At 70.8% G+C, this 16,718-nt stretch carries 20 protein-coding genes and 1 pseudogene; 8 read left to right on the top strand and 13 right to left on the bottom strand.

From position 1 onward, the window contains the following. The first annotated feature begins 45 nt into the window (after positions 1-45). A complete protein-coding gene (locus NI17_RS08970; RefSeq protein ID WP_068691726.1) occupies positions 46-423 on the top strand; it encodes a nuclear transport factor 2 family protein in 378 nt (125 codons plus the stop codon). Between the two features lie 824 nt (positions 424-1,247). On the opposite strand, the gene NI17_RS08965 is transcribed toward NI17_RS08970, so the two are convergent. The 12 genes and pseudogenes from NI17_RS08965 to NI17_RS08910 all read right to left on the bottom strand — a co-directional run bounded on the left by NI17_RS08965 (position 1,248) and on the right by NI17_RS08910 (position 10,322). Continuing rightward, positions 1,248-1,409, bottom strand: a complete 162-nt coding sequence (locus NI17_RS08965; protein ID WP_157129736.1) for a hypothetical protein — start codon at positions 1,407-1,409, stop codon at positions 1,248-1,250. A gap of 131 nt (positions 1,410-1,540) precedes the next feature. Further along, positions 1,541-1,960, bottom strand: a complete 420-nt coding sequence (locus NI17_RS08960; RefSeq protein WP_068691728.1) for a nuclear transport factor 2 family protein — start codon at positions 1,958-1,960, stop codon at positions 1,541-1,543. A 247-nt stretch (positions 1,961-2,207) separates the two neighbouring features. Further along, on the bottom strand, positions 2,208-2,444 hold the full coding sequence (locus NI17_RS08955; protein WP_369975088.1) for an SDR family oxidoreductase: 237 nt from the start codon (positions 2,442-2,444) through the stop codon (positions 2,208-2,210). Positions 2,445-2,535: 91 nt separating this feature from the next. Beyond that, positions 2,536-2,637 (bottom strand): annotated as a pseudogene (locus tag NI17_RS08950) (oxidoreductase); the annotation flags it as partial. A gap of 371 nt (positions 2,638-3,008) precedes the next feature. Next, the gene (locus NI17_RS08945; RefSeq protein WP_119267908.1) at positions 3,009-4,043 is read right to left on the bottom strand and encodes a phosphotransferase family protein; all 1,035 of its coding nucleotides are present in this window, start codon (positions 4,041-4,043) and stop codon (positions 3,009-3,011) included. Then, a complete protein-coding gene (locus NI17_RS08940; protein ID WP_119267907.1) occupies positions 4,033-4,818 on the bottom strand; it encodes an enoyl-CoA hydratase/isomerase family protein in 786 nt (261 codons plus the stop codon). Before NI17_RS08940 ends, NI17_RS08945 begins: the two co-directional genes overlap by 11 nt. Then, positions 4,815-5,666: a 3-hydroxyacyl-CoA dehydrogenase family protein gene (locus NI17_RS08935; RefSeq protein WP_199860054.1), complete on the bottom strand. Its 852-nt coding sequence runs from the start codon at positions 5,664-5,666 to the stop codon at positions 4,815-4,817. Before NI17_RS08935 ends, NI17_RS08940 begins: the two co-directional genes overlap by 4 nt. A 17-nt stretch (positions 5,667-5,683) precedes the next feature. Further along, on the bottom strand, positions 5,684-6,889 hold the full coding sequence (locus NI17_RS08930; RefSeq protein ID WP_211329462.1) for an acyl-CoA dehydrogenase family protein: 1,206 nt from the start codon (positions 6,887-6,889) through the stop codon (positions 5,684-5,686). After that, a complete protein-coding gene (locus NI17_RS08925) occupies positions 6,886-7,662 on the bottom strand; it encodes an SDR family NAD(P)-dependent oxidoreductase (protein WP_068691860.1) in 777 nt (258 codons plus the stop codon). The genes NI17_RS08930 and NI17_RS08925 overlap by 4 nt, the downstream gene beginning before the upstream one ends. Continuing rightward, on the bottom strand, positions 7,659-8,510 hold the full coding sequence (locus tag NI17_RS08920; protein ID WP_068691735.1) for a CoA-transferase: 852 nt from the start codon (positions 8,508-8,510) through the stop codon (positions 7,659-7,661). The genes NI17_RS08925 and NI17_RS08920 overlap by 4 nt, the downstream gene beginning before the upstream one ends. Continuing rightward, a complete protein-coding gene (locus NI17_RS08915; RefSeq protein WP_068691737.1) occupies positions 8,507-9,424 on the bottom strand; it encodes a CoA transferase subunit A in 918 nt (305 codons plus the stop codon). The genes NI17_RS08920 and NI17_RS08915 overlap by 4 nt, the downstream gene beginning before the upstream one ends. Positions 9,425-9,524: 100 nt before the next feature. After that, on the bottom strand, positions 9,525-10,322 hold the full coding sequence (locus NI17_RS08910; protein ID WP_068691739.1) for an enoyl-CoA hydratase/isomerase family protein: 798 nt from the start codon (positions 10,320-10,322) through the stop codon (positions 9,525-9,527). Between the two features lie 182 nt (positions 10,323-10,504). Here NI17_RS08910 and meaB point away from each other — a divergent pair, with 182 nt between their 5' ends. From meaB to NI17_RS24795, 7 genes are all read left to right on the top strand, one after another. Continuing rightward, positions 10,505-11,494, top strand: a complete 990-nt coding sequence (gene meaB / locus NI17_RS08905) for a methylmalonyl Co-A mutase-associated GTPase MeaB (protein ID WP_234401952.1) — start codon at positions 10,505-10,507, stop codon at positions 11,492-11,494. Continuing rightward, on the top strand, positions 11,491-13,158 hold the full coding sequence (locus NI17_RS08900; protein WP_084012629.1) for an acyl-CoA mutase large subunit family protein: 1,668 nt from the start codon (positions 11,491-11,493) through the stop codon (positions 13,156-13,158). The genes meaB and NI17_RS08900 overlap by 4 nt, the downstream gene beginning before the upstream one ends. Positions 13,159-13,202: 44 nt before the next feature. Then, positions 13,203-13,610 carry a cobalamin B12-binding domain-containing protein gene (locus NI17_RS08895; protein ID WP_068691743.1) on the top strand — a complete coding sequence of 136 codons (408 nt, stop codon included), beginning with the start codon at positions 13,203-13,205 and terminating at the stop codon, positions 13,608-13,610. Between the two features lie 182 nt (positions 13,611-13,792). After that, the gene (locus tag NI17_RS08890; RefSeq protein ID WP_199860056.1) at positions 13,793-14,605 is read left to right on the top strand and encodes an SDR family oxidoreductase; all 813 of its coding nucleotides are present in this window, start codon (positions 13,793-13,795) and stop codon (positions 14,603-14,605) included. Positions 14,606-15,025: 420 nt separating this feature from the next. Beyond that, positions 15,026-15,496 (top strand): helix-turn-helix domain-containing protein, encoded by a 471-nt coding sequence (locus NI17_RS08885; RefSeq protein ID WP_068691747.1) that lies wholly within the window; start codon positions 15,026-15,028, stop codon positions 15,494-15,496. 15 nt (positions 15,497-15,511) lie between these two features. Next, positions 15,512-15,931, top strand: a complete 420-nt coding sequence (locus NI17_RS08880; RefSeq protein WP_234401953.1) for a PIN domain-containing protein — start codon at positions 15,512-15,514, stop codon at positions 15,929-15,931. Then, a complete protein-coding gene (locus NI17_RS24795; protein WP_481571773.1) occupies positions 15,916-16,062 on the top strand; it encodes a VapC50 family PIN domain-containing toxin in 147 nt (48 codons plus the stop codon). Before NI17_RS08880 ends, NI17_RS24795 begins: the two co-directional genes overlap by 16 nt. 185 nt (positions 16,063-16,247) lie before the next feature. Here the strand turns inward: NI17_RS24795 and NI17_RS08875 are convergent, their stop codons facing one another. Continuing rightward, complete coding sequence (locus NI17_RS08875) at positions 16,248-16,697, bottom strand: nuclear transport factor 2 family protein (RefSeq protein ID WP_068691749.1); 450 nt, start codon at positions 16,695-16,697, stop codon at positions 16,248-16,250. Between the last annotated feature and the right edge of the window lie 21 nt (positions 16,698-16,718).

Genomic DNA, 16,718 nt, shown 5'->3' with positions numbered 1-16,718 from the left:
CAATAGTTCGCCTGTAGTGGGTTGGCAACCCTTGAGGGGGCACTCATGTCTGATGCCGTCACCGCGGAGATCCTGGAGCTGGAGAAACGCCGCTGGGCGGCCCTGGTCGAGGGCGACACCGCCACGCTGCGCGAGCTGTTCGCCGACCGGATGTCCTACACTCACTCCAACGCGATGGTGGACTCCAAGGACAGCTACCTGGGGACGCTGGCGGACGGAACCGTCGCCTACACCGCGGCCGACGTGGCCGACGAGCGGGTCCGCCTGTTCGGCGACACCGCCGTGGTCACCGGTGACGTCCGCCTCGGAGCCCGGGCTCAGGGGCGGGAGCTGCGTCTGCGGGCCCGCTACAGCGCGGTGTGGGCACGCCACGGCGGCCGGTGGTCCTTCGTGTGCTGGCACTCCACGGCGCTGCCCGAGTAGTCGGGCCACCGGCACCCGGCGGGCCCCGAGGGGAGTGGGGCGCCCCACCGTCGGTTTGGTGTTCAGTGGTCGCCGCAGCCATCCCGCCGCCGAGTAGCCGCACGCTGATCTTGGTGCTCTCGGGCCTGTTCCCGCCTCATCAAGGTTCGACGGCCCGGTCCTTGTGGTGAGGGCTTCTTCCCGGAATCCCGGGGGCGAGGCAATCCAGAAAAATTCCCGACACGGCCCACCCCCGGCTGGCAGCCGGGGCCTTCCTTGGGGTGCTGTGGAATACCTCGGCCCGGTCGGGCCATACGCGGTGGGTGCGCACTCCCGGGCAACTGAAAGCACTCCTTGGCCCCGTGCGGCCGGCACGCCCTGCCCTGGCCGCACAGCTCCACACGAACTCCGCCATCAAAGTCCAGTCAGTACCAAGTGGTTATTGCGGCGAGGTGGCAGTTGAGGGCTTCGGCTGGAACGCGCCAATCTGTTGGCCGTCTCGTTTCCACGTTCAGGGAATCGGCCTTTTCTGTCGGTGTCTGGACACAGTCGGCGAGTATGTGCTGTTTCCAGTCCCCATGTTTATTCTGGGTGTTTTGTTTGGTTTCTGTTAAGTGCGGGAAACCGGCCTATTTCTCCGGTAGGATTCCGGGGCATTCAGTGTTCCCCGCGCATGCGGGGATGGGCCGAGGCTCTCGCTGTCCGGGGGGCCGCCACGGGACGTGGGGTCCACGCGCCGCTGCCGCCGCCCCCTTCAGGGGCTCCACAGATGGCCACAACGGTTCTCCGCTCGGTCGGTGGCGGGTGTGCGGGGTCGGTCCGAAGACGGACGGCCGGCCTTCCGGTCAGCCGCGCGGGCCCCGCAACTTCAGCACGTCGCGCAGGTGGTAGGCGGCGAGCAGGAAGAAGCTGGGCCCCAGCGTCATCCGGCCGAAGGGGCCGCCGGGCGGGACGACGATGCTCCCGTCGGCTCCCGTGGTTCCGGCGACCGCGTCCAGGGCGCGCACCACAGGGGCCGGAAACTCGAGGGAACCTGACCGCTCTCCACGCCGGGGGCGGCGGCGTAGGAGAACATCACGGTGCCGGCCGTTTGACGTGAGTGCCGCCGAATGATCGGGTGGGCGCTGACCGGTTCCCCTCACTCGGGGCAACGCCACCGGATGCTCAGCCGGGTGCGCTCGATGCGCCACCCCTCCTCGGTGCGCAGGTAGTCGTCGTCGTAGGTCGCCAGGATGCGCACCGGAGCGGTGCAGCCGGGCTCGATGTTGTAGTCGACCAGGTACCACCAGCCCTTCGCCCGGTCCCCGTTCACCCTGATGACCGGGTTGCTGACCGAGTGCAACCGGGTGCCGGGGATGCCGGTGGCAGCCATCTGCCGCGCATACCCTTGGCGGATCTCCTCGGCGCTCCGCCAGGAGCCGAACGCGTCCAGGTCGCAGACGGCGTCGGCGGTGAACAGGCGCATCAGCGCGTCGAGGTCTCCCGTGTCGTAGTGCCAGCAGTAGGCGTGCTTCAACTCTGCGATCGCCTCGCGGTCGGCGGGGGTCCCGTGCTCCAAGGAAAGTCCTCTCGTGCGGGTGGTCTCTGATTGTTGACGCCGGGGGCCGGTCACGGGTGGTGACTGTGCCCTGTACGGGAGGGGGCGAAGTGGCCGGCCGCCCGTGGCCCGGCGGTGTCCCCCGAACGCCGCAGCGGCACGGGCAAGGTCGCCGTGCCCGCCGGAGAAGCGCTGCCGGACAGGCGAACCGTGCGGCCACCGGGAGGGCAGAGGCCGCACCGTGCGGCAGTGGTCCCGGTCGGCTCGCCTATCCCTGTTTGAGGGAGGGGAGGGCCGCGGTGAGTCCGCCGTCGACGGTGATGTCGGTTCCGGTCAGGTAGGAGCTGGCGTCGGAGGCGAGGAACAGGGCCAGGCGTGCCACCTCCTCGGGAGTGCCGCCCCGGCCGGGGGCCAGGCGGCTGTAGAGCCTGGTGTCCCTTGCGCCTTCGACCTTGGCGTGCATGGAGGTGGCGATGTGTCCCGGCAGGATCGTGTTGACCCGGATTCCGTGGCGGCGGCCAGCCGTCGAGGGAGTCGATGAGGAGAGCCCAGTCCTGCGGTGAGGAGACGTCCATGCGAACGAACCGCGCCCGCTCTCCCAGTTCCTCCACCAGTGTGCGGCCCGGCTCCTCCTGGACGTCGGCGATCACCACGTGCGCGCCGGCGGCCGCGAAGAGCCGTGTCTCGGCGGCGCCCATGCCCTGTCCGCCGCCGGTGATGACGGCGGCCCGGTCGATGAGTCGGTGGTCGGCGGTTTCCGCGGTGTTCGTCATGGTGTGCGGCCCCTGACCAGGAGGTCGTACGTCGGCGTTGATCTCCCAGAGGACACGGCTAGCGCCGTCCCTGTGAGCTACCTCACAGAGAAGGTAAGCGTTTCTAACGTGTAACGTCAACCGTTTTGCGGAATTACTGTGGTGGTGTCCGGACGGAGGACCCCGCGCGGACACCATCCCTTCCGGGGCCGCACCGGGACTGGTCGGCCCGGTGACACGGTCACGGCCTCGGACAACGCCACGGCCGCCGCCTCCCTCGGAGGCGGCGGCCGTGCGATGTGTGGAAACAGCGGCGGTCAGGGGCCGTCCAGCACCGCCAGTCCGGCCGCCACCAGGCGGGGCACCGCGGCGCCGGCCCGCTCGAAGCCCTCACCGACGGTCTGCCCGGCCAGGTAGCGGGAGTGGATGCCCTCGGCGATCACCGCCAGTTTGAGGTAGCCGAACGCCACGTAGAAGTCGAGCGGGGACAGGTCCAGCCCGGAGGCGTCGGCGTAGGCGCGGGCCAGCGCGTCCCGGTCGGGGAAGCCGGGGTTGGCGCTCGCCGCGTGCCGGGTGCCGGTCACGTCCTCGGTGACCGGGTCCCAGTAGACCAGCAGCAGCCCCAGGTCGGTCAGCGGATCGCCCAGGGTGGACAGCTCCCAGTCGATGACCGCGGCGATCCCGCCGCCGTCGGGGGCGAAGATCACGTTGTCCAGTCGGTAGTCCCCGTGGACCACGCTCACCCGCTGCGCGGGCGGCACGGCGCGCTCCAGGCGGCCCACCAGTTCGGCCACCTCCGGCAGTTCCCGGGTCGCCGACAGCGACCACTGCCTGGCCCACCGCGAGACCTGGCGGGCGGTGAACCCCTCGGGGCGGCCGAAGCCCTCCAGCACGGCGGGGTCGGTGGCGTGCAGCGCGACCAGCGTCTCCACCAGGGACAGCGCGCAGCGCTCAGCCTCCTCGGGGGCCAGGCCCGCGGTGTCCTCGGCGCCGCGCAGCACCGGGCCCTCGACCCGCTCCATCACGTAGAAGTCGGCGCCGAGCACGTCGCGGTCCCGGCAGAGCACCACGGGCGCGGGGACCGGGACGCCGGTGCCGTGGAGCGCGTCGATGACGCGGTACTCGCGGGCCATGTCGTGGGCGGTGGGCAGCACGTGGCCGACCGGCGGCCGCCGCAGCACCCAGTCCGCGCGGCCGTCGGTGAGGCGGTAGGTCAGGTTGGAGCGGCCTCCGGCGATCAGGGAGGCCCGCAGGGGACCGGCCAGCCCCACGGCGGACTCCAGGTACGGCGTCAGCCGCTCCAGGTCCAGTCCGACGAGCCGGTCGGTCCCCGCGGCGGGTTCAGCGGCCACGGAACTCCGCCTTTCCCACCCCGTTCTCCACGAAGCTCCTCATGCCGATCGTCTGGTCCTCGGTGGCGAACAGTCCGGCGAACAGACCGCGCTCCAGTTCCAGGCCGGTGCCCAGGTCGGCCTCCAGGCCGCGGTCGATCGCCTCCTTGGCGGCCCGCAGCGCCACGGCGGGGCCGTTGAGGTAGGGGGCGGCCAGTTCCCGGGCCCGCTCCAGCACCCGGTCCGGTTCGACCACGTGGTCGACCAGGCCGATGGCCAGGGCCTCCTCGGCGCCGACCATCCGGCCGGAGAAGACGAGGTCCTTGGCGCGGGCCGGGCCCACCAGGCGGGGCAGCCGCTGGGTGCCCCCGGCGCCGGGGATCACCCCGAGCAGGATCTCGGGGAAGCCCAGTTTGGAGTCGGCCGCGCACACCCGCAGGTCGGCGGCGAGCGCCAGTTCGCAGCCGCCGCCCAGGGCGAAGCCGTTGACCGCCGCGATGACCGGGATCGGCAGCCGCGACAGCGCGGTGCAGGCGTCGCCGAGGGCGCCGGAGTCGCGGACCGCCGTGCGGTAGTCCCAGCCCAGCATCTCCTTGACGTCCGCGCCCGCCGCGAAGACCTTCGGCCCGCCGGTGACGACGGCGGCGCGGGCGTCCTCGCTGTGCCGCACCTCCTCGACCGCCTCCGCCAGTTCGGCGATCAGCGCCCGGTCCAGGGCGTTGACCGGGGGTTGGGTGAGGGTGATGGTGGCCAGTCCGCCGGTGATGTCGAGGGTGACCCGTGTCTGCTCGCTCATGAGTGCTCGTACCAGCCCCTGCCGCTCTTGCGGCCCAGTTCTCCGGCGGCGGCCTTGCGGACCGACAGTTCCGGCGGGTGGAACTTGGGGTCGGCGGTGTCGGTGTGGATGTTGCGGGAGGCGTTGACGAACACGTCGATGCCGGTGAGGTCCATGGTCTCCAGCGGGCCCATGGCGTGGCCGAAGCCCAGGCGGCAGGCGGTGTCGATGTCCTCGGCGGTGGCCACCCCGCTCTCGACCAGCTTCACCGCCTCGACGCTGAGCGCCACGATCAGCCGGGTGGTGACGAATCCGGCGATGTCGCGGTTGACCACCACGCAGGTCTTGCCCAGGTCCTCGGCGAAGGACCTGGCCCTGGCCAGGGTCTCGTCGCTGGTCTTGACGCCGCGGACGACCTCGCACAGCCTCATCATCGGTACCGGGGAGAAGAAGTGGGTGCCCACCACCCGCTCGGGGCGGCTGGTCACCGAGGCGATCCGGGTGATCGGCAGGGCGCTGGTGTTGGTGGCCAGCACCGCCTCCGGCCCGCAGATCCGGTCGAGTGCGCGGAACACCTCCTGCTTGGCGTCCAGTTTCTCGACGATGGCCTCGACCACGACGTCGGCGTCGCGGGCCGCACTCGCCAGGTCGGTGGTGGTGGTGATCCGCCCGAGGGTCTGGCCCACCTGCTCGGAGGTGAGTCGGCCCTTCTTCTCCAGCCGCCGCAGCGACGACTCGATCTCGCCGAGGGCGCGGGCGAGCTGCTCCTCGCTGACGTCCTGGACGGCCACGTCGTAGCCCGCGACGGCGGCGACCTGGGCGATGCCGGAGCCCATCAGGCCGGCTCCGACCACTGCAAGACTGGGCACGGGGAATTCCTTTCTGTTCACTGGGCTGCACGGTCGGCGGCGCGGCGGCGCACGGCCCGCCTGGCGATGGACATCCGGTGCACCTCGGAGGCGCCGTCGTAGATGCGGAACGGGCGGACCTCCCGCAGGAACAGTGAGAGCGGAAGGTCGTGGGAGATTCCGAGGGCGCCGTGGATCTGCACCGCCCGGTCCACGATCCGGCCCACCGCCTCGGCGACGAACGTCTTGGCGACGGAACTCTCCGCCGACGCCCGTTCGCCCCGGTCCATCAGCCACGCGGTGTGGGCGATCAGGGTGCGGGAGGCGGCCAGGTCGATCTCGCTGTCGGCGAGCATCTGCTGGACCATGCCCAGTTCGCTGAGCCTGCTGCCGAACGCCTCGCGTTCGGCGGCGCGGTCCAGCGCCATGTCCTGGGCGCGCCGGGCCAGCCCCAGCCAGCGCATGCAGTGGGTGAGGCGGGCGGGCGCCAGCCGCACCTGGGCGTAGGCGAAGCCCCTGCCCACCTCGCCCAGCACGGCGTCGGGAGCGACCCGGCAGTCGTCGAAGACCACCTCGCAGTGGCCGCCGACGAACCCCTTGTCGAGGCTGTCGATGTGCCGGACGATCCGCATTCCGGGGTTGTCGGCGTCGACGAGGAACATCGTCGCGCCGGCGGGGCTGTCCCCGTGCTCGGGGGTGCGCGCCATGCAGATCGTCCAGGCCGCCCCGTCCGCGCCGGTGATGTACCACTTGCGGCCGTTGATCACCCAGGCGTCGCCGTCCCGGTGGGCCGAGGTGCTGAGCATGGACGGATCCGATCCGACGCCGGGGCTCGGCTCGGTCATCGCGAAGCAGGACCGGACCGCGCCGCCGACCAGCGGGGCGAGGTACCTCTCCCGCTGCTCGGGTGTGGCCACCCGGTTCATCAGGTGCATGTTGCCCTCGTCGGGCGCCGCGCAGTTGAGGGCGAGTGGACCGAGCAGGCCGTAGCCGGCCTCCATGAGGATGACGGCCTGCGCGGACATCGACAGGCCGAGGCCGCCCCACCGCGTGGGCGCGGTGGGGGAGAGCAGCCCGGCGGAGGCGGCCGACCGCTGGAGCCGGCGGCGCAGTTCCTCGGTCGGCTCCGCCCCCGTGGCGAGCAGTTCCCGCTCGGCGGGGATCGCCTCGTCGCGGACGAACGCGCGGACGCGGTCGCGCAGCTCCTCGACCTCCGGGTCGAGCGCGGTGTCGAAGGCCGTCACTGCGCCGTCCAGCCGCCGTCGACCACGAGGAAGGACCCGGTCATGTAGCTGCCCGCGTCGGAGGCGAGCAGCAGCAGGGCGCCCACCAGTTCGTCGGCGTCGCCGAGGCGGCGCATCGGGATGCTGGCCAGCGCGCTGGCCTCGGCCTGCTCGTCCGCCTCGATCGCCGCGGTCATGTCGGAGTGGATCAGGCCCGGGACCAGTGCGTTGACGCGGATGCCGCGCCGCAGGGTCCACTGCATCGCCAGGTCGCGGGTGATGCCGAGCAGGCCGGCCTTGGAGGCGCTGTAGGCGGACTGCGGGGCGTCGGTGGAGACCATGCCGAGCACGGACGACACGTTGATGATGGAGCCGCCGTGCTTGGCGGCGATGCAGGCCCGGCCGAAGGCCTGCGCCATCTGGTAGGCCCCGACCAGGTTGGTCTGCAGGACCCGGGCGAACTCGGCGGGGTCGTCCCTGTGGGAGGGCACGACGCGGCCCACGCCGGCGTTGTTGACCAGGATGTCCGCGCCGCCGAGCCGGTCGCGTGCCGCGGCGACGAGGGCCTCGCAGTCGGCCGGGTCGGCCACGTCGGTGCGGACCGCGACGCAGCGGCGGCCGAGCGCCTCGATCCTGCCCTTGGTCTCGTCCAGGAGTTGGGTGCGGCGGGCGCCGAGCGCGACGTCGGCGCCGGCTTCTGCGAGGGCCAGGGCGAAGGTGACGCCCAACCCGGAGGAGGCGCCGGTCACGATCGCGACCCTGCCCTCGAGACTGAACCGGTCGAAGACGCTCATGCCAGCCTCGCAGCCGCTCGGTCCCACTCGGCGTCGAGGATCTCCTTGAGGTAGGAGAGGCGCTCCCTGCCGGAGACGAAGTCGAACTTCACCGTCCCGAAGGGGTCGATCCGGTTGCGCAGCAGGTCGAGCTGCTCCTGGGTCGGCTCGGCGGTGACCGGGACGTCGGCGGGCACCTGCAGTTCGAAGCCGGTGTTGTCGACGACGGTCCGCACGTCGACGCCGGGGTGCACGCTCTCGATGCGGAAGGGGCGGTCGTCGTCGTCCTTGACCAGCACGGCGAGGTTGGTGACGACCACGATGGGGCCGGGCTGCAGACCGGCCTCCTCGCGTGCCCGGTCGCCGACCTTCCAGCGGGTGCCGGTCACGAACTGGACCTTGTCGACCAGGGTCCGCGGGTTGTGGTTGCCGAAGTAGGCGATCATCTTGCGGTACATCTTGATCACCTCGGCCGCTCCGGCGCCGCCGGGCAGGCGGACCTTGGGCGCGTCGAACGGTCCGATCGCCGACAGGTTGATCGCTCCGCTACCGTCGAACTGGGCCGAGGAGACGGCCTCGACCCCGCCGTGGTTGGCCAGGTGGATGGAGTTGATCTCGGTCAGCATGCCCCAGCGGCAGGCCGCGCCCTTGTAGGCGGAGGCCTCGGCGCCGGTGAAGGACAACTGGACCGGGGCCATGCCCACCGCGTCGAAGCCCACCAGGTAGGCGTCTTGGGCGTGGGTCAGCTTGGCCAGCATGTAGGAGGCGTAGGCCAGGGGGGTGAACGACCCCATCACGGTGACGCCGTCGTTGTCGACCTCGGCCGCGACGCGGCAGGTCATGAGTTCGTGGATCTCGTAGTCGGTCACGCTTGCGCTCCCTCGATGACTTCGGCCGCGTCGACGAGGGCGCTGAGGACGCTGTCGCGGCCCTTCAGCACCCGGGTCCGGTAGCCCTCCTCGGTCTCGCCGCTGATCTGTGCGACGTATTCGGCGATCGCGGCGGGGTCGCCCGCGGCGGCGGCGTAGCCCATGAGCTCCCAGGCGTCCATGGCGTAGCGGGGGACGTGCGACGTGGGGTGGGCGCCGAAGGGGGCCTCGATCACCGCGTCGACGTAGTAGCCGGGGAGTTTGGTCATGTGCGCGTTGTCGACGATCACCTGCCGGTCGACGACCTCCTCGCAGGTGACGATCACCCGCTTGGCGGCCTTGGCCATCTCCACGTCGGGGCCGGAGGTGCCGTCCCACTGGGCGTTGCCCTCGGCGTCGGCACGCAGGGCGTGCACGATCGCGACGTCGGGCTGCAGGGCGCGCACCGCGGTGAGCTCCTCGCCCGTGAAGGGGCAGGTGGTGGTGGCGTAGATGTCGGGGTAGCGTCCCGGGATGTCGGAGCCGAAGGGGCCCCGGTAGGGCAGGTAGGGCATGCCGCGCCCCTGCGCCTCCAGGCCGATCAGGAGGCCCAGGCCGGTGTACTCGGTGAACGGCAGGCTGCCCGACTCGATGCCCCCGCGGACGTTCGGCGCCAGGCCGAAGGCCTCCAGGGTGACCATCGAGAAGGACAGGTGCCCCAGTGTTCCCGCCGCCGCCATCAGGTCCATGTCGACCGAGCCGACGACCGTGATGGCGTGGATGTCCCTGCGGCCCGCCCGGATCAGTTGGCGTACCGCGGCCATCGGGTGGTTGGCGAACCAGCCGCCGCCGAAGGCCACGGACTCGCCGTCGCGGACGATGTCCCCGAGGCTCTCCAGGGCGACGACCTTGCCGTTCGTTCTGCTGCTGCTCATGGTTGCACCACGGCTCCCTGATCGAACACGATTCCTCCGTGCGCTGCTGGATTGAATCTACCGTTCAACGTCAAACGTGTAAATATTGCGGGAGAAATCGTCACCGGCCCAGTCCGCGCAGCCCCTTGGCGGCCATGAAGTCGGAGATGTTTCGCCACACCTCCTCCTGGCGGAGCATCACCTGGTCGGCCAGGGCCTCGATGTCGGCGGCGCGCCGGGGGTCGAGGCGGGGGCCGCAGTCGATGGCGAGGCTGGCGAAGTAGGCCGACGGCCAGGGCAGGCTCTCGACCGCGGCGGCGACGCCGTCGAGTTCCTCCTCCAGGCGGTCGTGCTCGACGACCCGGCTGACGATGCCCGCGCGCAGCGCCTCCTCGGCGTCGACGATGCGGGAGGTGAGGATCATGTCCTTGGCGAAGGACTCCCCGGTCGCCCGGGCCAGTCGGCTGGTGCCGCCGACGTCGGGGACGATGCCCATGCGCATCTGCGGCATGGCGAACACCGCCCGGTCGCTGGCGATGCGGATGTCGCAGGCCAGAGCCAGCTCCAGACCGGCTCCGATGACGGGGCCGTTGATCGCGGCGACGCTGGGCTGGGGAACGCGCTCGAAGCGGTCCACGATCGCGGCCCAGCGCCGGATGAACGACGGGTAGCTGCCCTTCTCCACCTCCAGCGAGGCGCCGATGGCCGCGAAGTCGACCCCGGCGCAGAACGCCGGTCCGTTGCCGGTGAGGGTCACCACGCGCAGGTCGTCGCGGCGCTCGACCCCGGCCATGACGCGGTCGAGGTCGTCCCAGGCCTCGAAGGTGAGCGCGTTGCGCTCGTCGGGTCGGTTGAGCGCGATGTCGAGGCGGGCTCCGGAGTCGGTGATCTCCAGGGTCCGCGGTGCGGGGGCGGTCATGGGCGTCTCCCTTGGGCTCGCGTGCTGGGTGCGGGCGCGTTCTGCGACGTCAGAGGGTTGGCGGCCGGTGCGGTACCAGGCATTCCACATCGCGGTCGCCGCTGTCCAGACTGTTGGCATTTCCCTGAACCATATGCAAGACTAACGTTGAACGTAAAGAAATAGTTTTTGTGGGGATGCCCGTGGACGCTACGACCGACCAGGCCGAGCAGGTGGTGGCCGGAAGCGCGCTGCACGCGGGACGGCTGATCACCCGGATCGAGAACGGGCACGCCGACGCGCGCGCGGTACTGCGCTCACTGGCGCCGCACTGCGGAAGGGCCCAGCTCATCGGGATCACAGGGCCACCCGGAGCGGGCAAGAGCACACTCGTCTCCGCGCTCATCCGCGAACTGAGGGACCGGGGCCGCACCGTCGGCGTGATCGCGGTCGACCCCTCCAGCCCGTTCAGCGGCGGAGCCCTGCTCGGCGACCGGGACCGGATGGTGGAGACCTCCAGCGGGGACAGCGGCGTCTTCATCCGCTCCCTCGCCTCCCGGGGCGCCTCCGGAGGACTCGCCGCCGCCGTCAACGACGCGGTCGACGTGCTCGACGCGATGGGCAAGGACGTCGTCATCGTCGAGACCGTCGGCGTCGGCCAGGGCGAGTTCGAGATCGCCACGATCGCGCACACCGTCGCCCTGGTGCTCGTCCCCGGCTACGGCGACGCCCTGCAGGCGATGAAGGCCGGCATCACCGAGATCGCCGACGTCGTCGTGGTCAACAAGGGCGACACCCCAGGCGCCGAGCAGACCTTCAGGGAACTGGCCTCCCAGGGGTTCGAACGCACCGGCCCCGACGGGAGCCGGCCGTGGCGAGTCCCCGTGCTCAAGGCCTCCGCCCTGCGCCGGGAGGGCGTCGCCGAACTGGTCGACGCGGTGGACGAGCACCACCGGTTCACCGGACAGACGCAGTGGCGCACCGCCCACGAACACGCCCGCCGACGGGCGCGGTTCACCGCCTTCGCCAGTGATCGGCTCCGCGAGGAACTGCTCGAGGCCGCCGTCGACGACCGGAGCCTGGCCGACCCCTACGGGGCCGCCGAGGAGTTCGTCGAAGAGCTGATCGACGCCCACCGCCGACTCGCCGCCCAGCGGGCGGCCGGAGCCGCCGCAGAAACGGAGAAGAAGTGACACCCAAGCCCAGTGGCAAGTTCGAGGCCGCCAAGGAGACGTGGGCCGCGCGCCGCGCCCGCTACGCCGACAGACTGCGTCCGGCCACGACGCTGTCGGGCCTGCCGGTGAAGACCGTCTACACCCCCGAGGACATGGCCGACTGCGACCTGGAGGAGATGCCGGGCGCCTACCCGTTCACCCGGGGCCTGCACCCCGACGGCTACGCCCTGACGCCGTGGATGCAGCAGATGGTCTTCGGCTACGGGACCATCGAGGAGACCCGGCAGAAGATGGAGAAGATGGTCGCCGAAGGCATGGAGGGCTACTTCGGCCACAAGGTCTTCAACACCGTCTACGACGTCCCCTGCATGTACGGCATCGACGCCGACCACCCCGAGGCCGCGGGCAACCTCGGCCAGTGCGGCGTCCACATGAGCACCGGCGACGACTACGACGAGCTGATCCGCGACTGGGACCTGGAGACCACCAACTTCTCCATGATCACCGGCGACAACTGCCTGCCCGCGCTGGCGCTGCTGGCCGCCGCCGTCGAACGGCGCGGCGAACCCACCCAGAAGATGCACGGCAACTCGATGAACTGGTACCCGAGGATCGCGGTCCAGGACATCCCGTCGTGGGAGCCCAGGTGGGGCTATGCCCTCATGATCGACCTGATCAAGTGGGCCAAGGACAACGCCCCGGCCTGGAACCCGGCCAACATCTTCATGTACGGCCTCTCCGAGGCGGGCGCCACCCCGGTCCAGGAACTCGCCTACGGCCTGTCCTGGGGCAAGTCGATCATCGACGCCGGTCTGGAGGCGGGCCTGGCGCCCGACGACTTCATCGGCCGCCTCTCCTTCCAGATCGGGTGCACCGTCAACCTGTTCGAGGAGGTCGCCAAGTTCCGCGCCCACCGCCGCATGTGGGCCAAGATCTGCAAGGACGCCGGAGTCACCAAGCCGTCCAACATGCACGCCCGGGTGCACGTCCACACCAGCGGCTACGTGCTGACCCAGCAGCAGCTGATGAACAACAACGCGCGGATCACCCTGCAGGCCCTGGCCGCCGTCCTCGGCGGGGTGCAGTCGGTCCACACCTGCTCCTACGACGAGGCCGTCGGCGTGCCGACCGAGGAGTCGCACCGCACCGCGCTGCGCACCCAGCAGATCCTCATGTGGGAGAGCGGCGTGCGCGACGTTGCCGACCCCCTCGGCGGCTCCTACTTCATCGAGAAGCTCACCGACGAGATGGAGGAGGCCGCCTGGGAGATCTACGAGGAGCTGGAGGCCTCGGGCGGCTACCTCAGGGGCCTGGAGACCGGCGAGATCAAGCGCAACATCGACAACGCCTCCTACGAGATGAAGAAGCGGATCAACAGCGGCGACCTGCCCGTGGTGGGCGTCAACCGCTACGTCTCGGAGCAGACGGAGAACTACGAGCCCTTCCGCATCGACGAGTCCATCGAGGAAAAGGCCAAGGCCCGACTGGAGGCCTACCGCTCCAAGCGCGACCAGGCCGCGGTGGACCAGGCCCTCGAAGGGGTCCGCGAGGCATGCCAGGCGCTGAAGGACGGCACCGGCCCGCTCATGCCCGCGCTGGTGGAGGCGGCCCGCAGGGGCGCGACCAACGGCGAGATGATGGTGCCGATGCGCGAAGCGTTCGGCTGGTACGTCAGCGAGTGAGTCCCGCGGATCGGCCGATCCGCACACAGCACAAGGAGTGGACCGTGTCCCAGGAGCGCATCAAGGTCCTACTGGCCAAGAAGAAGATCGACGTTCACGGCCGCGGGTCGAAACTGATCGCGCGTGAACTCCGCGACGCCGGCATGGAGGTCGTCTACTTCCGGTTCGGAGTGGCGGAGGAGATCGCCGAGGCGGCCCTGCAGGAGGACGTCGACGTGGTCGCGGTGAGCATCATGACCAGCGGTCAGATGCAGGTCGCCAGGGAGCTCGTCCCCGCGCTGAAGGCGCGCGGCATGACCGACGTCCTGGTGATCATGGGCGGCATCATCCCCGAGGTGGACTTCGAACCCCTCAGAGAGCTGGGTGTCCACCGCTGTTTCCCGCCCGGCCTGCCCGGCGGCGTCGTCGCCGACTACATCCGGGAGAACGTGGGCACGGCGAGCCTCGCCTGACCGGCTCAACCGGAAAGCCCCCGACGCCGCGGCCGCCGGACCGCGGGCGGATTGCCGTCGGCGTCGGGGCGACGGGGCCCGCACACCCGGCGGCGGGTCCCACGCGCCGCCCGGTCCGGCACGGGACCGGGCGGCGCGCAGGCGCACATCACACAGCCGGTTCTTTTGAGGGAGGGATCGTCGTGGCAGCGTTGTCAGGCGTGGACGGCAAGGGCCTCGTCGTCACCGGAGGCGGCGGCGGGCTCGGATCGGCCATGGCCGCCGAGTTCTGCCGGCTCGGCGCCAGGGTGGTGGTGTGCGGGCGCACCAGGGAGAGCCTGGACGAGACCGTGCGACGGATCGACGGCGAACTCGGGGAGGGCAGAGCGTTCGCGGTCACCGTGGACGTCCGCGACCCCGAGTCCGTGGCGGCGATGCTCGACCGGGCCGCCGACCTGCTCGGCGAGGTCGACGGGCTGGTCAACAACGCCTCGGGGCTCTTTCCGATCGACGCCGAGAAGCTCACCCCGGGCGGCTTCGACGCGGTCGTCCGGATCGTGCTCAACGGCACCTGGCACTGCACCTCCGAACTGGGGCGCCGCTGGCTCGCCGCCGGTCGCGGGGGAGCGGTGGTCAACGTGCTCACCCCCTACGCGTGGACGGGCGCGCCCGGGATCGTGCACAACGCCTCCGCCAAGGGCGGCGTCCTCGCCATGACCCGCACCCTCGGGGCCGAGTGGGCCGGCCGGGGGGTGCGGGTCAACGCGGTCGCCCCCGGGTGGATGCCGGTGGGCGGCACCGACTTCCTCGCCGGTGACCCCGAGATCCGCAGGCGGCTGATCGACGCCATCCCGGCCGGGCGGCTGCTGAGGGCGGAGGAGACCGCCCGCGCGGCGGCCTACCTGCTGTCCGACGACGCGACGTACGTGGCCGGGGAGGTGCTCACCATCGACGGCGGCCACCACCTGTCCAAGGGGCTGTACGAGTTCATGGACGAGCTGCCGGGACGCCGGTAGGCGCGTACGGCGACTCGTCGGCCGGGCCCTCGTGTCGGGTCCGGTACATCGAGAGCCAGAAGCGCCCGGACTAGCGTCCGGGCGCTGACGAAGAAGCCATTCCTCCCAGCCCTGAAGGGCCGGGATTCCTGACTGGATCATGTTGAACACCTGCCCGCCGGGATCGATCGCGCGCGTTCCGGCGGGCATCCGCGCACGGGTGTCCGGCTGCGGTCGGCGGGGTACGGACGGGGAGTCTGCGGGGGCTCGGGCGGAACCGATGCCGGGGCGCCCTCCCCGCTGCCAGCCGGGCGGGTCACCCCGGGGGCCCGGCCGCAATGTCTCGCTTTCCCCTGCTTCTCCCGCGCCGCAAGCATGGCCGAGGCGAGAACGAACACCACTCTGGCTTTCGTTTTTTTCGATTACGGGTAGTGTGGAGGCATGGCAAGCACTCCGCGGGAACGAACGGTCCTGCCCCCTGAAGACCCGGGAGAACTGGCGAGGTTCGCACGCGGGCTGGTCGGGACACCGACTCCTGCACGCGCACGGCTGGTCGGCCCGGACGGCTCCCAGACCGAGATTCCCGACGAGGTCTACGAGGTCCTGCGTGACGTGGTCACCGCACTCTCCCAGGGCCTGGCGATCTCGATCGCTCCGCACAACACGATGCTGACCACACAGGAGGCCGCCGAGCTTCTCGGCGTCTCCAGGCCGACCCTGGTCCGGCTCCTCCATGATGGCGAGATCCCGTTCAGCATGCGGGGCAGGCATCGCCGCGTTCTGCTGCGCGACGTCCTGGACTACCAGAGCCGGACCCGCCGGGAACGCGAGGAGGCTCTGGACCGGATGGCCGCCGACGCCGAGGAGGCCGACCTGTACGAGGCGACAGCCACTCCCCGGACCACTCGGTAGATCGGACGCGTCGCTGTGGCGTTTCCCGCCTTCCTCGACACCTGTGTGCTCTATCCCGCCTACCTGTGCGACACCTTGCTGCGGCTGGCGAGCGCGGGTGCTTACCGGCCACTGTGGTCTCAGCACGTCCTCGACGAGCTCGGCCGCAACGTGGTCGAGCGCGGCATCGCCCCCGACAGGGTGGGACGCAGGATCACACACATGGACCGCGCCTTTCCCGATGCGATGGTGCGCGGCTACGAGACGCTCATCGACGGTATGGACAACGATCCCAAGGACCGCCACGTACTCGCCGCGGCCGTACGAGCGGGCGCCGAGGTCATCGTCACCTTCAACACCAGGGATTTTCCGGATACCGCACTCAAGCCCTACGACATCACCGCCGCGCATCCGGACGACTTCCTGCTCGACCAGCCGATCTGTATCCGGGGCTGACACTTGACGTACTGGAACGGCAGGCTGCTTCCTACCGCCGGGAGCCGACCACCGTCCTCGGTGTCTTGGCCCTGCTGGAGCGTACCGGGGTTCCGGGGTTCGCGGCAGAGGTACGACGGCACCTGAGGTGAGTGCCTCCGACCCGCCTGGGGTGAGCGGTCGGAGGGTGCGCGAAAAAACCGGCGAGAGGCCGGGAGGAGAGCGAGGCATTTCGGAGAAGCCCCGGTCGCCTGTCCCGGGCCGCATCCCTGAAATGCCCCGCCGTCCTCGTCTTCGCTTTCCGCCGGAGCCCCCCGCGGACCGGGGCCCGTGCCGCTCAGGCGGCGGAGCGCGGATGCGGGTACCAGCGGGCCTTCGCCTCCGAGCGGGTGCGCCGCAGGAAGGCGAAGGAGCGGCGGGCGAAGCGCCACCCGTCCTCCGTGCGGACCAGGCTGTCGGTGTAGACGCCGGTGAAGTCGAAGCCGTTGCCGGAGGCGTCGGCGCCGGACTCGGTGAGGTACCAGGTGGCGGTGGCCGTGTCGCCTGAGACGTCGACGTGTCCGCTGTGGGTGAGCTGGATCAGGTGGGGGAAGTTGCCCAGCAGGTTCTCCAGCAGCGCGCTGACCGCCTCGCGTCCGGTGGCCTCCGGGACGCCGGGCACGTGCCACTCACCGTCCTCGGCGAACAGGTCCGCCAGTTCCCCGGGGGCGCGCCGGTTGACCGCGTCGGTGAAGCGCGCGGTCAGGTCGCGGATCTCGGTCTGGTCGGCGGTGTGTCGGGATGTCATGGTGCGAACTCCTCGTGCGGG

The sequence above is a fragment of the Thermobifida halotolerans genome (assembly GCF_003574835.2).
GTDB lineage: Bacteria > Actinomycetota > Actinomycetes > Streptosporangiales > Streptosporangiaceae > Thermobifida > Thermobifida halotolerans.
Note: the sequence above shows the minus strand (reverse complement) of the source record. Positions and strands in the feature narration are given on the sequence as shown.

Bases quoted from the DNA above. Each gene is read 5' to 3' on its own strand.
- NI17_RS08875 (WP_068691749.1), bottom strand. From the start codon at position 16,697: ATGACATCCCGACACACCGCCGACCAGACCGAGATCCGCGACCTGACC.
- NI17_RS08925 (WP_068691860.1), bottom strand. From the start codon at position 7,662: ATGAGCGTCTTCGACCGGTTCAGTCTCGAGGGCAGGGTCGCGATCGTG.
- NI17_RS08915 (WP_068691737.1), bottom strand. From the start codon at position 9,424: ATGAGCAGCAGCAGAACGAACGGCAAGGTCGTCGCCCTGGAGAGCCTC.
- NI17_RS08940 (WP_119267907.1), bottom strand. From the start codon at position 4,818: ATGAGCGAGCAGACACGGGTCACCCTCGACATCACCGGCGGACTGGCC.
- NI17_RS08910 (WP_068691739.1), bottom strand. From the start codon at position 10,322: ATGACCGCCCCCGCACCGCGGACCCTGGAGATCACCGACTCCGGAGCC.
- NI17_RS08885 (WP_068691747.1), top strand. From the start codon at position 15,026: ATGGCAAGCACTCCGCGGGAACGAACGGTCCTGCCCCCTGAAGACCCG.
- NI17_RS08970 (WP_068691726.1), top strand. From the start codon at position 46: ATGTCTGATGCCGTCACCGCGGAGATCCTGGAGCTGGAGAAACGCCGC.